This window comes from Pseudomonas sp. V88_4 (assembly GCF_029967985.1).
Lineage (GTDB): Bacteria > Pseudomonadota > Gammaproteobacteria > Pseudomonadales > Pseudomonadaceae > Aquipseudomonas > Aquipseudomonas glycinae.
Genome location: NZ_JASCAF010000044.1, coordinates 182,691 through 196,301, shown reverse-complemented (window position 1 = coordinate 196,301; position 13,611 = coordinate 182,691). Strand labels below are relative to the sequence as shown.

Below are 13,611 nucleotides of genomic sequence, written 5' to 3'. Positions count from 1 at the left end.
TTGTTCTTATAAGTGTGAGCATGCGCCCGGAAACGTGGACGGAGCATACACAAGCCGAACCACTTGCCAAACTGCCCCAGATCATAATTTCACCGAAACTTTTTCGCGGCTCGCCACCCTCCAAAGCCCCGACGCCAGGCGGGCCAGCGTCTGTAGCCGGTGACCGACCGGTCGTCACGGGCAGCACTTTCATCGGCTAATGCAAAGCTCGGTTTGCCCGGGCCTGCGGCGCACCCTAGAATGCCCCGATGCGCGATGATCTCTCCCTTCTGCTGAACTCCCTCAACGATGCCCAACGCCAGGCCGTAGCGGCCCCCGTTGGCCGTCAATTGGTCCTGGCCGGTGCCGGCTCCGGCAAAACCCGAGTGCTGGTGCACCGTATCGCCTGGTTGATCCAGGTCGAAAACGCCTCGCCCCACTCGATTCTGTCGGTGACCTTCACCAACAAGGCCGCTGCCGAGATGCGTCACCGCATCGAGCAATTGCTGGGCATCAACCCGGCCGGCATGTGGGTCGGCACCTTCCACGGCCTGGCGCACCGCCTGTTGCGGGCGCACTGGCAGGAAGCCGGGCTGAGCCAGACTTTCCAGATTCTCGACAGCGACGACCAGCAACGCCTGGTCAAGCGGGTGATCCGCGAGCTGGGGCTGGACGAGCAACGCTGGCCGGCCCGTCAGGCCCAGTGGTTCATCAACGGGCAGAAAGACGAAGGTCTGCGTCCGCAACACATTCAAGCCAGCGGCGATCTGTTCCTGGCCACCATGCGCGGCATTTATGAAGCGTACGAGGCCGCATGCCAGCGTGCCGGCGTCATCGATTTCTCCGAACTGCTGCTGCGCGCCCTCGACCTGTGGCGCGACCACCCGGGCCTGCTGGCGCACTATCAGAAGCGCTTCCGGCACATTCTGGTGGACGAATTCCAGGACACCAACGCCGTGCAGTACGCCTGGTTGCGTCTGCTGGGCAAGGGCGGCGACAGCCTGATGGTGGTCGGCGACGACGACCAGTCGATCTACGGCTGGCGCGGCGCGAAAATCGAGAACATCCACCAGTATTCTTCGGACTTCCCGGATTCGGTGACCATCCGTCTGGAGCAGAACTACCGCTCCACGGCCGGCATCCTCAAGGCCGCCAACGCCCTGATCGCCAACAACACCGGGCGTCTGGGCAAAGAGCTGTGGACCGATGGCGGCGATGGCGAAGCGATCAATCTTTACGCCGCCTTCAACGAACACGATGAAGCACGCTACGTTGTCGAAACCATCGAAAGCGCGCTGAAAACCGGCCTGGCTCGCAGCGATATCGCGATTCTCTACCGCTCCAACGCCCAATCGCGCGTTCTGGAAGAAGCCTTGCTGCGTGAACGCATTCCGTACCGCATCTATGGCGGCCAGCGCTTCTTCGAGCGGGCGGAAATCAAGAACGCCATGGCTTACCTGCGCTTGCTGGAAGGTCGCGGCAACGATGCGGCCCTGGAACGGGTGATCAACGTTCCGGCGCGCGGCATCGGCGAGAAAACTGTCGAAGCGATTCGCGACCATGCACGCCACAGCGATGTCTCGATGTGGGAAGCCATGCGTCAGCTGGTGGCCAACAAAGGCTTGACCGGTCGTGCGGCCGGTGCTCTCGGTGCGTTTATCGAGCTGATCGAGAACCTCGCCGCCAAGTGCGCCGAGACGCCGTTGCACCTGATGACCCAGACCGTCATCGAGCAATCCGGACTGATCGCCTACCACGAAGCGGAAAAAGGCGAGAAAGGCCAGGCCCGGGTGGAAAACCTTGAGGAATTGGTCAGTGCCGCGCGCAACTTCGAGAACACCGAAGAAGACGAAGAGCTGACGCCGCTGGCGGCATTTCTCGGCCACGCTTCACTGGAGGCCGGTGACACCCAGGCCGACGAACACGAAGACAGCATTCAGTTGATGACCCTGCACAGCGCCAAGGGCCTGGAATTCCCTTACGTGTTCCTGGTGGGCATGGAAGAAGGCCTGTTCCCGCACAAGATGAGCCTGGAAGAACCGGGGCGCCTTGAGGAGGAGCGGCGACTGGCCTATGTCGGCATTACCCGGGCGATGCAGAATCTGGTGATGACCTATGCTGAAACCCGACGCCTGTACGGCAGCGAAACCTATAACAAGGTGTCGCGTTTCGTACGGGAAGTACCGAAAGGCCTGATTCAGGAAGTACGCCTGTCCAACAGCGTCAGCCGACCGTTCGGCGGCAACCAGTCGATGGGCGGCAGCAACCTGTTCAGCGGCAGCGAGATACCGGAAACCGGCCTGAGCCTCGGGCAGGCTGTCCGTCACTCGATCTTCGGCGACGGCGTGATTCTCAACTTCGAAGGCGCCGGCGCCCAGGCCCGGGTGCAGGTGAATTTCGCCGAAGGCAGCAAGTGGCTGATGCTCGGGTACGCGAAGCTGGAAGCCATATAAGTCACCGTCCGTTCCCGCGCCCGGCGCGGGAGCGAACACTGGAGGCAACGTCGATGGGCACTGGCTTCTTTTCCTCCTGGACATTCTGGGCCCTGCTCTCGGCCACCTTCGCCGCACTGACGGCCATCTTCGCCAAGATCGGCATCGAAAACGTTAACTCCGACTTCGCCACCCTCCTGCGCACAATCGTCGTATTGGTCAGTCTGGCCTTGATTTTGTACGCCACGGGCCAATATCAGTCCTTGGGATCGATCTCCGCCAAGAGCTATCTGTTCCTGCTGTTGTCTGGCCTGGGCACCGGCGCTTCGTGGCTGTGCTACTTCCGCGCGTTGAAAGTCGGCCCGGCGTCGCTGGTCGCCCCGGTGGACAAGCTCAGCGTGGTCTTCGTGGCGGTGCTCGGTGTGATCCTGCTGGGCGAGAAACTCGACCTGCGCCAGTGGGGCGGCATCGGCCTGATCACCGCCGGTGTGGTGATGCTCGCCTTGCGGCGCTGATCCATTTCCTGCTGAACCTATCGCCTTTTCCTACAGACAAAAGCACATGCCCTTATTGCCCCGACCGAGCTGAACGTAACCTGTCAGGCAAAAGCCCGAAACACTCTCTCGCTAGCCAGTAACACTTCAGCTGTGCAACATGGCGCGCGTGTCTCCACAAACGGGAATTCCCTTTATGAAACGTTTTCTTAGCATCGCCATGGCGTTGTGCATCGGCCTGACGATGAGCCTCGACGCCAACGCCAAGCGCTTTGGTGGTGGCAAAAGCGCCGGCGCTGCGCCGACGCACCAGACCAGCCAGATGGCTCCTTCTTCCCCAGGCATGGGCGGCGCTGCGGCGACCGCTGGTGCTGCCGGTGCCGCGGGCGCTGCGGCCAAGGCCGGCGGTGCTTCGAAATGGCTCGGCCCTCTGGCCGGCATCGCGGCCGGTGGCCTGCTCGCTTCCATGTTCATGGGCGGCGGCTTCGAAGGCATGCAGTTCTTCGACATCCTGATCATGGCCGTGATCGCGTTCGTGATCTTCCGCTTCATCGCCGCCCGTCGCCGCAAGCAGCAGGAGCAGTTCGCTCCGGCCGGCGCGCCGATGCAGCGTGAAGTGTTCGAACAGAAACCGGCAGCCATGGGTTCGATCTTCGGTGGTTCGGCCGCGCCTGCTGCCGCCCGTCCGGTGATCAACGCGCCGGCCTGGTTCAACGAACAGCGCTTCCTCGAAGCCGCCCGCAGCCACTTCCAGGCGCTGCAGCAGCACTGGGATGCCAACGAAATGGACAAGATCGCCGAGTTCGTGACCCCGCAAATGTTCGAGTTCCTCAAGCGCGAGCGCGCGGAACTGGGTGATGCCTTCCAGTCCACCTACATCGACAACCTCCAGGTGCAACTGGATGGTGTGGATGACCGTGCCGACAAGACCATCGCCACCCTGACCTTCAGCGGCGTGTCGAAAACCTCGCGTTTCGACCAGCAGGGCGAAGTGTTCAGCGAAAGCTGGAACATGGAACGTCCACAGGGTGACAACCAGCCTTGGCTGGTCGCCGGTATCCGTCAGAACGGCTGATCACCTGCGACGCTTTATCCGCTGCAATAAAAACCCCGGCCTTGGCCGGGGTTTTCTATTTCGCGGTTGCATCTATAGCGAGCTACTGTATAAACCGGCCCATATAAACCGCGCCATTCAAGCAAGAGGATCCCGGACGTGGAAGAAATCATCGAACAACTGCGCGAAGCCAACGAACCCGTACCGGTTCCTTTGGAGTTGCCCGACGAAGACCAGTTGGTGGAAATCGAAGAAGAACTCTTCATCAACATCCCGTTCGTCTTCAAGGAGTTTCTGCTGACCGTCAGCGACGTGGTTTACGGCAGCCTGGAGCCGGTAACCGTTACCGACCCGCAATCCCACACCTACCTGCCGGACGTCGCTGCCAATGCCTGGGATGCCGGCGTGCCGCGCGACCTGATCCCGATCTGCCAGGACGGCGACGACTACTACTGCGTCGAAGAAGACGGCACCGTGGTGCTGTGGTCGGGCGAAGAAGAGCTGATCACCGAAGAGTCCTGGGAGTCGGTCTGGCACTGGGCACGGGACGTCTGGCTGGAAAGCTGACACGCCCCGCCTCGATGGGTGGTCAGTGCCCCGACGGCTCCTTGTGGTTGTCGAGGGTTTCCAGCAAGGCCACCTGCATCCGCGTGTGCACCCGGATGAACCAGCGCCAGAGTAGCGCTGCCACGGCGGCCGCGACCACGGCAATCAGCACCAGCAGCTTGTTGGTCGGCAAGATACTGGCCGACAAGGCTGCCAGCAGCAGGAAGATCACCAGCAGCGAGATGATCGGGATCACTTCGGCGATCACCCGGCGCACTCGCTGCGTGTGACGCCCGGCCATTTCCGGCTTCACGCCCATCTCCGCCAGCAGCATCGACAGGGCCTTGAGCTTGCGATAGGCCGCGATCAGGAACGGCAACGACACCAGCAACGCCCCACCCCAGATCAACGCCTTCTGCCAGCTTGGATCGCTGATCCAGTCCTGCATCCAGATCGAAAGACGTCCGGCAAAGAAAGCGCCGGCAAAGAAGATCGCGATCACCAGCGCCAGATTGACCCCGACCTGCAGCAGGATTCGCCGGATCATCGAGGCCAGCATCGCGCCCTCACCCTGGGGCTGGATGCTGCGCAGCCATTCGCCGTACATCCCGAACACTCGACCGAGGCGCTGCGGCATGGCAGCGGACAGCTTGATCGACAGCGGATCGGCAGCCCGGATCAGGTACGGCGTCAGTAACGTGGTAATCACCGAAACCGCCACGGCCACCGGATACAGGAAGTTGCTGGTGACCTGCAGGGTCATGCCCAGCGCCGCGATGATGAAGGAGAATTCGCCAATCTGCGAAAGCCCCATCCCGACCCGCAGTGAGGTGCGTCCGTCATTCCCCGCGATAAAGGCACCCAGACCGCAGGACAGCATCTTGCCTAGCACTACGGCGACAGTGATTACCGCAATCGGCCACGCGTATTGCAGAAGGATCATCGGATCGAGCATCAGGCCGATGGCGACGAAGAAGATTGCGCTGAACAGGTCGCGAACCGGCTCGATCAGGCGCTCGATTTTCAGCAGTTGCCGCGACTCGGCCATGATCGCGCCGATCAGGAACGCGCCGAGCACCATGCTGTACTCAAGTTTGACCACCAGCAGGCAGAAGCCGAAACACAGGCCCAGCACGGTGATCAGCAGCATCTCGTTGCTTTCGAATTTCGCCACATAGGCCAACAGTCGCGGCACCAGCAGAATGCCGACCACCAGGGCGACGATCATGAACAGCGAGAGCTTGCCGACCGTGGAAAACACTTCGCCGGAACTCACCGTGCCACTGACTGCGATGCTCGACAGCAAGGCGATGATACCGATACCGAGAATGTCCTCGACGATCAGCACGCCAAAGATCAGCTGCGCAAAGCGCTCGTTTTTCATCCTCAGGTCGTTGAGCGCCTTGACGATGATGGTGGTCGAGGAAATCGCCAGGATCGCGCCGAGGAACAGCGAATCCATGGTGTTCCAGTCGAACCAGCGGCCGATTTCGTAGCCGATCCAGATCATCAGGACAATTTCGAGGAACGCTGCGATGAAGGCCGTGGCGCCAACCTTGAACAGCTTGCGCAGGCTGAACTCCAGACCCAGGCAGAACATCAGGAAAATCACCCCCAGCTCGGCGAGTGTCTTGATGGTTTCTTCGTCGTGGATCAGGCCGAACGGCGGCGTGTGGGGGCCGATGATGAAACCGGCGACGATGTAGCCGAGCACTACCGGCTGCTTGAAGCGGTGGAACAGCACGGTCACCACACCTGCGACCAGCATGATCACCGCCAGATCCTGAATAAAGCTGATGGCATGCATGGTGTGGGCTCCTTGAATGACGAGGCTCACGCAGGCATGGGAAATGTCTGGGCGAGCTGAGTAAAAATCCGCTTTGGGTGTAGGAATCGCCCTTGGGGCGGCGCTTTTGCAGGGTAACACCGCGACTTCCGGCTGAAAGGCGGTGCAATATATGGAAACAGATCGCTTCGGGCGTGACGGCGACCAGTTGCCTGGCGTCCCGATATCGGTGCTTTTGAAAAGCGACCAGGCACCCGCAGAGGTGTTTCTTCCAGCAACCCTGCCTTGACCCGTGAGAACGTTATGGAACCCGGAAACGCCCAGCTGTCGATGACGGTACTGATGACCCCTGACATGGCCAACTTCTCTGGCAATGTCCACGGCGGCACCCTGCTCAAATACCTCGACGAAGTGGCCTATGCCTGTGCCAGCCGCTATGCCGGCCGCTACGTGGTGACCTTGTCGGTGGATCAGGTGATTTTCCGCGAGCCGATCCATGTCGGCGAACTCGTGACCTTCCTCGCGTCGGTCAACTACACCGGCAACACCTCGATGGAAGTCGGCATCAAAGTGGTGACCGAAAACATCCGCGAGCGCTCGGTGCGCCACACCAACAGCTGCTTCTTCACCATGGTCGCGGTGGACGATAAGCGCAAACCCGCCGCCGTACCGCCGCTGCAACCGCAAAACAGCGAAGACAAGCGCCGCTACATGCAGGCGCAGCAACGCCGGCAGATCCGTCAGGAGCTGGAAAAGCGCTATCAGGAAATCAAGGGCGACGCCTGATCAGCCCTTGGATCTATGGCGCTCTGTAGATAGCTTTAGCGAGGAACCCCGCTCCCACATTTGGAATGCGTTGTTCCTGTGGGAGCGGGCTTGCTCGCGAATGGGGGCAGCTCGGTATTACAGACTGATCGGCGTGGCCTCGAACTTCACCCGCGGATGCGCAATCCGGTCCTGCGCTCGCACCAGCTGCAGCTCGTAACTGGCGCAGGCCTGGGTTTCCAGCAGCACTTCATGCACCGCCGCCGCGGTGAATTCAAACGCCGCCACCAGGCTGTCGCCGAGCAGTACCCGCGCCAGGAACAGGCCGGACGTCAGGTCGCCCACACCGACCGGCTGACGCGGGAATGCGAGCAGCGGACGCCGCAGATGCCAGCTGCCCTCGGCCGTCACCAGCAACATTTCAAAGCCATCCGCCGGTTTGCCCGGATAATCCAGATGTTTGACCAGTACCGCTTTCGGCCCACGTGCCAACAGAGCCCGCGCCATCGCCAGGCAATCGAACAGCGACTGCGGTTTGCGTCCGGAAAAGCTGTCCAGCTCCAACTGGTTCGGGCACATGAAATCCGCAACGGCAGCGGCTTCTTCCAGCAGGAAGTCACTGACCTCGGCGGGAACGCTGCAACCCTTTTCCGGATGCCCCATTACCGGGTCGCACAGATAAAGGGCTTTCGGGTTGACCGCCTTGATCCGCTCGATGCCACTGAGAATCGCCCGGCCCTGCGCCGCGCTACCGAGATAACCTGACAGCACCGCATCGCAATTGCCCAGCTCACCGATAGCGGCGATGCCTTCGACCAGTTCGGGGATCCGGTGCGGCGCCAGCACTTCTCCGGCCCACTGGCCGTACTGCGTGTGGTTGGAGAACTGCACCGTATTGAGCGGCCAGACATTCACCCCGACCCGCTGAATCGGAAAAACCGCAGCGCTGTTGCCGGCGTGGCCGAACACCACATGGGACTGGATGGCGAGCAGATGAGGCGTACGTTTCATTCGGGTTTTTCCGTAAAACGATTGAAATTCAAGCCGCGCAGTATGCGACGAAACGCAGCCTGTACGACAGACCGGCGACGCAGTTAAGCTGACGCCATCATTTGGAGTTTCGTGTTGATGCTCACCCTGGAAAACATTTTCGTGCTGATGCTGTTCGCCGTCGCCGGTGCGTGGCTCTGGCACAACCACGGCTTGCGCGAGCGGGCGCTGGAGCGGGTCAAACAGCATTGCGCGAATGTCGGCGTCGAGTTGCTCGACGGTAACGTGGCGCTGAAGAAGATCGGCCTGATCAAGGACGCCAGCGGTCGGCGACGCCTGGCCCGGGTCTACAATTTCGAATTTACCGTGACCGGCGAAACCCGACACAACGGCACCATCACTCAATTCGGCGCACACAGCGCGCAGATTGAACTGGCGCCCTACCCGGCACCGTTCGATGACACACCGCCTGTAGTGGAAGTGACCAAGCCGCGTGGTGAAGTGATCGAGCTGAGCCAGTGGCGTCAGGAACACACCAAGTGGAAGCCTTGAATCAGCCTGTCTGAAGCCGACACTTGGCCAGACCGGCCTGTAATTCACCGACCGCTTGCGGTTCGTCAAAAATCAGCTCGATCCGGGAATCCTTGCGCCATTCACTGGGCAGCCAGCTAAGCTCGGCATTGTCCAGCGCATTGGCTGACTGCCAGCCGTCCAGACTGTGAATCACCAGTTTGGCCCGCCGCCAGTTCAGGCTTTTCAGCCATTGGGTTATCCCCGACACATCGAATACCTGGCTCGGATGCCAGCGCCAACCGATGCTCCAGCCACTCTCCTGCGCCTGACTCAGGCAGATCGGCAATGCCGGATCGCTCCAGATGGCCGGCATCTGCGCCAGCCCTTGGGGGACGATCAACTTATCCACACCGGCCTGCGCCTGTACGGCCAGCCCCGGCAGCTCGCTGAGCGACAACATCGCCTGTTGCGTCCAGATCAGTCGGACAGGCGGCAACTGTCGAATGATTCGCTCACGCGCGGGCTCGTCGAGGTTTTCTGCCTTGTTCAACAGCAGCAAGCCTGCACTGGACAAGGTTTCCTGCTGCGCGTCCGGCAGCGGTTTGCCCGCGGCGAGGGCCTGGGCGTCCAGCACCAGCACGCAAGGTTGTACGGCGAGTACGCCTTGCCACGGCGCCTCGTTCAGTTGCTTCAGCAACTGCGCCGGATGCCCGAGCCCCGAGGGCTCAATGAACAGGCGATCCGGCTGCGCCTTGCGCAACAAACGCCCCAGACCGATCTGGAACGGCGCACCGTTCACGCAACACAAACAGCCCCCGGCCACTTCGCCCAGTGCGATACCATCGGCGTCGCAGGTCAACAGCGCAGCGTCGAGCCCGATCTGGCCGAACTCGTTGATCAGCACCGCCCAGCGCTCGCCCGCCGGGCGCTGCACCATGAGCTGGCGGATCAGGCTGGTCTTGCCCGCGCCCAAGGGGCCGGCGATGACGTGGGTGGGAATGTTCTGCAACATGATCAAGGTTTCTGGAGGCCAAAGATGCGGTGGATGGGATGGTCGTTGCTGCTGACGCTGGTATCTGGCCAGGCATTGGCACAGGCCTGCGTGGTGCACAGCCAGGCGGAGCGGCTCGACGTGAAGGTCTGCCAGCAGAACCGCAACATCCCGGAAAAACTGTTCAGCGACGGCTTCTGCCAGCCGACCCTGGCCGGGCAGAAAGTCGAGGTTCAATACGTCGACCAGTGCCCCGCCGGCGCGTTCGGCGTGTGCAGCAACGCGCAAGTCGCCAATATGCCTTATCGCCAAGATATCCACTATTACGGTGTGGCCACCGATGCGGCGTATTTGCAGCCCTATTGCGAGGCTCAGAGCCAGGGGAAATGGCTCAAGCCCTGAGGCGCTATCCGAGCCAGTCGAGGGTCAGCATCAGCCGCCGCTCACCCGGCGCCGGTTGCGGCGAGCGATGGATCAGCCCGAAACCTTCGTTGCCGTGCCATTTTTCGCCCTTGAGCAACGCCACTTCGCCCCGATTCAATTGCTGAATCCGTGAAGTTTCCTGCGGCTCGGCTTGCGGCTGTCCCAGTTGCCGACGGTCCATTTCCCCTTCCTTGAGCCATTCGCTGCCAACGCCTGAATAGGTCGTGATCAACCGCACCGGCACATGATCGACGTGAAAACGCGGACACATCGCCTTGTCCAGCACACGCAGGCGCAAGCCGATCCGCCGCGCGCCGAGCAAGCAGGCGAAGGCACTGACCAGCCATTTCAAGTCGGTGATAAACCCTTCGTAGCCTTCCAGATCGCGAAAGCCGCTGGCCAGTCCCGTGAGATCCGGTTCTGCGTCTTCGTCCGGCAATTCCAGGCACAGCGCCTCGGCATAAGGCTCGTTCAGAGACAACAACAAGTCAGCGAACTCGGCAATGTGCAGCGGAAGCTGGCGCTGCCAGACCGCGAGGTTGATCTCGTCGTCGAGAATGTTCGCCAGTGCCTGCGGGGTCTGGCCGAAAGACTGATGACGAATGCTGCCTGGCAGCGATTTCAGGGCGAGCATCAGGCGACCTCGTCGTGCCAGGAGCCAAACGGATCGCGTAGTTGTAGCCAGCCTTGAGTACCGAGCGCCATTTCCGCATCGGTCAGCAGGCAATCATCCAGTTCCGACGCTAGCTGTGCGAAATCGATGTTCTGCCCGATAAACACCAGTTCCTGACGACAATCGCCTACGCTGGCGATCCAGTTTTCCATGATCGCGGCGGTACTTTCCTGATCCTGCGGCCACTGTTCTTTCGGTACGAAGCGCCACCAGCGCCCGGCGAAACCGTGGCGCATCAGGCCACCTGCCTGAGACCAGCTACCGGCGTCGGTGGGTTTGCTGGCCAGCCAGAAGAAGCCTTTGGAGCGCAGCAATTTGCCGTTTACCCAGGGGCGATCAATGAAGTCGAAGAAACGCTGCGGATGAAAGGGCCGGCGTGCCCGATAAGCCGTGGAGGCGATGCCGTACTCCTCGGTTTCCGGCACATGTTCCCCACGTAGTTCCTGCAGCCAGCCCGGGGCCTGGGCGGCTTTTTCGAAGTCGAAACGACCGGTATTGAGAATTTTCTCCAGCGGTACCTCACCCATGACCATCGGAATGATCTCGGCCTGAGCGTTGAGACGTCTGAGAATGGCCATCAGCTCTTCCCGCTCGCGGCTGCTGATCAGGTCGATCTTGCTGATCAACAGGACGTCGGCGAACTCGATCTGTTCGATCAGCAGATCGGTGATCGAACGCTCATCTTCTTCACCAAGAAATTCGCCACGAGAGGCGAGGTATTCCGCGGCCTGGTAGTCCGGCAGGAAATTCATACCGTCGACTACAGTAACCATAGTGTCGAGGCGAGCGATGTCGGCGAGGCTTTGCCCCTGCTCATCACGGAAGGTGAATGTCTCGGCCACGGGTAACGGCTCGGAGATTCCCGTGGACTCGATCAGCAGGTAATCGAAGCGCCCTTCACGGGCCAGTTGACTGACTTCTTCAAGCAGGTCTTCGCGTAACGTACAGCAGATACAGCCGTTGCTCATTTCCACGAGCTTCTCTTCGGCACGGTTCAGGCTGACATCACGCTGGACTTCGCTGCCATCGATGTTGATCTCGCTCATATCATTGACGATAACAGCGACGCGCAGATCGTCTCTGTTACGTAGTACGTAATTCAAAAGTGTACTTTTTCCGGCACCGAGAAAGCCGGACAAAACGGTCACGGGAAGTCGGGAAGACATTGGATAAACCTCATCAGACGGTCGCTAAACAGCGCTGGAGGCTCTCGGGGCGCGCGTTCTTGGGCTTCGATGGGATCACCAGGGAAGCGGACGCTTGAAATGGGAGCCGCGGAAAGCCATGTCCAAATAATGTTATAGTATAACAACAAAGCCAATCCACTCTCTTCTTGCCCAAAGTGACAAAGGGCGGGAAGCTGCAAGCAGTTCGTCGCCGAGTGACATCATGAAAACCGCGCTGAAATATTCGTTCATTTGCCTGGCATTGCTGATGCTGAATGCAGAAGCACAAGTGCCGGGGCTCGCCAATTGCACGCGCAGCGCGAACTTGTTGGCGTGCATCGATGGCAACGGCAACGCCTACAGCGTCAACACCGTCGGCAGCACGATTTACCTGCGCGGATTCGAGAAAGCGGGAAACCGCTACTGGGCACAAACCAACAGCCGCTATGGCCAGCTGACGTTCTTCACCGGCATCGCATCTGATGGAGAAGCCTGGGTTGGTTACAACCGCCGCGTGGGCTGGACGACGATCAATCGGTTCTCCAGCTCAGGCGGCAGCAGTGCGAAGTTCACCTGCAGCCGGATCAACGGCTGCTAAACCCGCGATCCTTTCTGCTCTTGCTGCCAGGCCATGTAGCTGTCGACAGGCGGATTCTTCTGGAAATAACGCTGCAAGCCCTCAAACAAACCGTCTGCCACGGCCTGCTGATGACGCGCGGTTACCAGACGCTGACTGTCCCGCGGGTTGGAAATGAACCCGGTTTCCACCAGGATCGACGGCACATCCGGCGACTTCAGAACGGCAAATCCAGCCTGTTCCACGCGCTTTTGATGCAGCGTGGTGATGCCGGCCAGACTGCCCAGCACTGTGCTTCCGAGTTGCAAACTGGCGGCGATGGTTGCGTTCATCGACATGTCGAGGATCACGCCAGCGAGCATCGGGTCCTTGTCCTTGAGATTGAGCAGGCTGGTTGCACCGAGCAGATCCACACCGTTCTCACGCTGCGCCATGAACCGCGCGGTGGCGGAAGTAGCGCCGCCTTCGGACAAGCAATACACCGACGCCCCGGAAGCCGTCAGACGCGGCGCAGCATCGGCGTGCACCGAGATGAACATATCAGCCTTATGCCGACGCGCGATCTCCACGCGCTTACGTAACGGGACGAAGAAATCGTCGTTACGAACCAGCCTCACATCAAAGCCTTTCTCTCGCTTAAGCCGACGTGCCAGCAGTTGTGCAATGGACAAAACCACATCCTTTTCGCGCTCGCCTTTGGCGCCGATTGCACCCGGATCTTTCCCGCCATGACCTGGGTCGACCACCACCATGATGTCGCGCTTGGGGTGAGATTTTTCCTGGGGTGTTTCACGTGGAACGCTCGCCGGGAGTCCTGCTGATGCGCTCATCAAATCCAGAACCAGGCGATGTCCTTGCCCATTCTGAGGCGCCAGCAAGAATGAATTGAGCCGCACCGGGCTGCTTAGATCCAGCACGATCCGGGTGTTCCCCTGGCCAAAGTGCCCGGAGCGAATTGAGCGAATCGGAGTGCCGGATAACGCCAATTGGCTGAAATCCCCACTCAGACTGGCCCCGCTCATATCGATTATCAACCGCTCCGGCGTGCTCAAAGTGAATGTCTTGTAGCTCACAGGCCCGCTTAGATCGAACACCAAACGCAGCTTGTCATCCGAACGCCAAAGCCGCGCATTGCGTATCTGCGTGGCGGACACCGAAAAAGGCAAAACAAAGGCCGCGCTGGCCAGCATGAGGTTGAGCAAGTGGCGTCTGTGCATATGAA

14 protein-coding genes are annotated in these 13,611 nt (G+C 60.5%); 8 read left to right on the top strand and 6 right to left on the bottom strand.

The annotated features are described in order from the left end of the window. Positions 1–248 precede the first annotated feature (248 nt). From uvrD to QLG12_RS22085, 4 genes are all read left to right on the top strand, one after another. The gene (gene uvrD, locus QLG12_RS22100; protein ID WP_282475232.1) at positions 249–2,432 is read left to right on the top strand and encodes a DNA helicase II; all 2,184 of its coding nucleotides are present in this window, start codon (positions 249–251) and stop codon (positions 2,430–2,432) included. Between the two features lie 53 nt (positions 2,433–2,485). Beyond that, positions 2,486–2,926, top strand: a complete 441-nt coding sequence (locus tag QLG12_RS22095; RefSeq protein WP_011336641.1) for an EamA family transporter — start codon at positions 2,486–2,488, stop codon at positions 2,924–2,926. A 175-nt stretch (positions 2,927–3,101) separates the two neighbouring features. Next, positions 3,102–3,980, top strand: a complete 879-nt coding sequence (locus tag QLG12_RS22090; RefSeq protein ID WP_085653924.1) for a Tim44 domain-containing protein — start codon at positions 3,102–3,104, stop codon at positions 3,978–3,980. A 138-nt stretch (positions 3,981–4,118) separates the two neighbouring features. Continuing rightward, a complete protein-coding gene (locus tag QLG12_RS22085) occupies positions 4,119–4,526 on the top strand; it encodes an SMI1/KNR4 family protein (protein WP_007954245.1) in 408 nt (135 codons plus the stop codon). A gap of 22 nt (positions 4,527–4,548) precedes the next feature. On the opposite strand, the gene QLG12_RS22080 is transcribed toward QLG12_RS22085, so the two are convergent. Further along, positions 4,549–6,312, bottom strand: coding sequence for a cation:proton antiporter (locus QLG12_RS22080; protein WP_197868925.1), 1,764 nt, complete (start codon positions 6,310–6,312; stop codon positions 4,549–4,551). A 282-nt stretch (positions 6,313–6,594) separates the two neighbouring features. On the opposite strand from QLG12_RS22080, the gene QLG12_RS22075 reads away from it, so the two are divergent. Beyond that, a complete protein-coding gene (locus QLG12_RS22075; RefSeq protein WP_282475231.1) occupies positions 6,595–7,077 on the top strand; it encodes an acyl-CoA thioesterase in 483 nt (160 codons plus the stop codon). A gap of 117 nt (positions 7,078–7,194) precedes the next feature. Here QLG12_RS22075 and pdxY read toward each other — a convergent pair whose 3' ends face one another. Continuing rightward, positions 7,195–8,067 carry a pyridoxal kinase PdxY gene (pdxY, locus tag QLG12_RS22070; RefSeq protein WP_282475230.1) on the bottom strand — a complete coding sequence of 291 codons (873 nt, stop codon included), beginning with the start codon at positions 8,065–8,067 and terminating at the stop codon, positions 7,195–7,197. A 117-nt stretch (positions 8,068–8,184) separates the two neighbouring features. Between pdxY and QLG12_RS22065 the strand changes: the two genes are divergently transcribed. After that, the gene (locus QLG12_RS22065; RefSeq protein WP_011336644.1) at positions 8,185–8,598 is read left to right on the top strand and encodes a DUF3301 domain-containing protein; all 414 of its coding nucleotides are present in this window, start codon (positions 8,185–8,187) and stop codon (positions 8,596–8,598) included. A gap of 1 nt (position 8,599) precedes the next feature. Here QLG12_RS22065 and QLG12_RS22060 read toward each other — a convergent pair whose 3' ends face one another. Continuing rightward, positions 8,600–9,571: a CobW-like GTP-binding protein gene (locus QLG12_RS22060; RefSeq protein ID WP_282475229.1), complete on the bottom strand. Its 972-nt coding sequence runs from the start codon at positions 9,569–9,571 to the stop codon at positions 8,600–8,602. Between the two features lie 24 nt (positions 9,572–9,595). On the opposite strand from QLG12_RS22060, the gene QLG12_RS22055 reads away from it, so the two are divergent. After that, a complete protein-coding gene (locus QLG12_RS22055; RefSeq protein WP_197868927.1) occupies positions 9,596–9,952 on the top strand; it encodes an NADH:ubiquinone oxidoreductase in 357 nt (118 codons plus the stop codon). 4 nt (positions 9,953–9,956) lie between these two features. Here QLG12_RS22055 and QLG12_RS22050 read toward each other — a convergent pair whose 3' ends face one another. Next, positions 9,957–10,607: a DUF1826 domain-containing protein gene (locus QLG12_RS22050; protein WP_282475228.1), complete on the bottom strand. Its 651-nt coding sequence runs from the start codon at positions 10,605–10,607 to the stop codon at positions 9,957–9,959. After that, a complete protein-coding gene (gene zigA / locus QLG12_RS22045) occupies positions 10,607–11,812 on the bottom strand; it encodes a zinc metallochaperone GTPase ZigA (protein ID WP_197868929.1) in 1,206 nt (401 codons plus the stop codon). Before zigA ends, QLG12_RS22050 begins: the two co-directional genes overlap by 1 nt. Positions 11,813–12,035: 223 nt before the next feature. On the opposite strand from zigA, the gene QLG12_RS22040 reads away from it, so the two are divergent. Further along, a complete protein-coding gene (locus QLG12_RS22040) occupies positions 12,036–12,410 on the top strand; it encodes a glutamine synthetase (RefSeq protein ID WP_197868930.1) in 375 nt (124 codons plus the stop codon). Here the strand turns inward: QLG12_RS22040 and QLG12_RS22035 are convergent. Beyond that, positions 12,407–13,606 (bottom strand): N-acetylmuramoyl-L-alanine amidase, encoded by a 1,200-nt coding sequence (locus tag QLG12_RS22035; RefSeq protein WP_282475227.1) that lies wholly within the window; start codon positions 13,604–13,606, stop codon positions 12,407–12,409. The two genes, QLG12_RS22040 and QLG12_RS22035, sit on opposite strands and share 4 nt — an antisense overlap. Between the last annotated feature and the right edge of the window lie 5 nt (positions 13,607–13,611).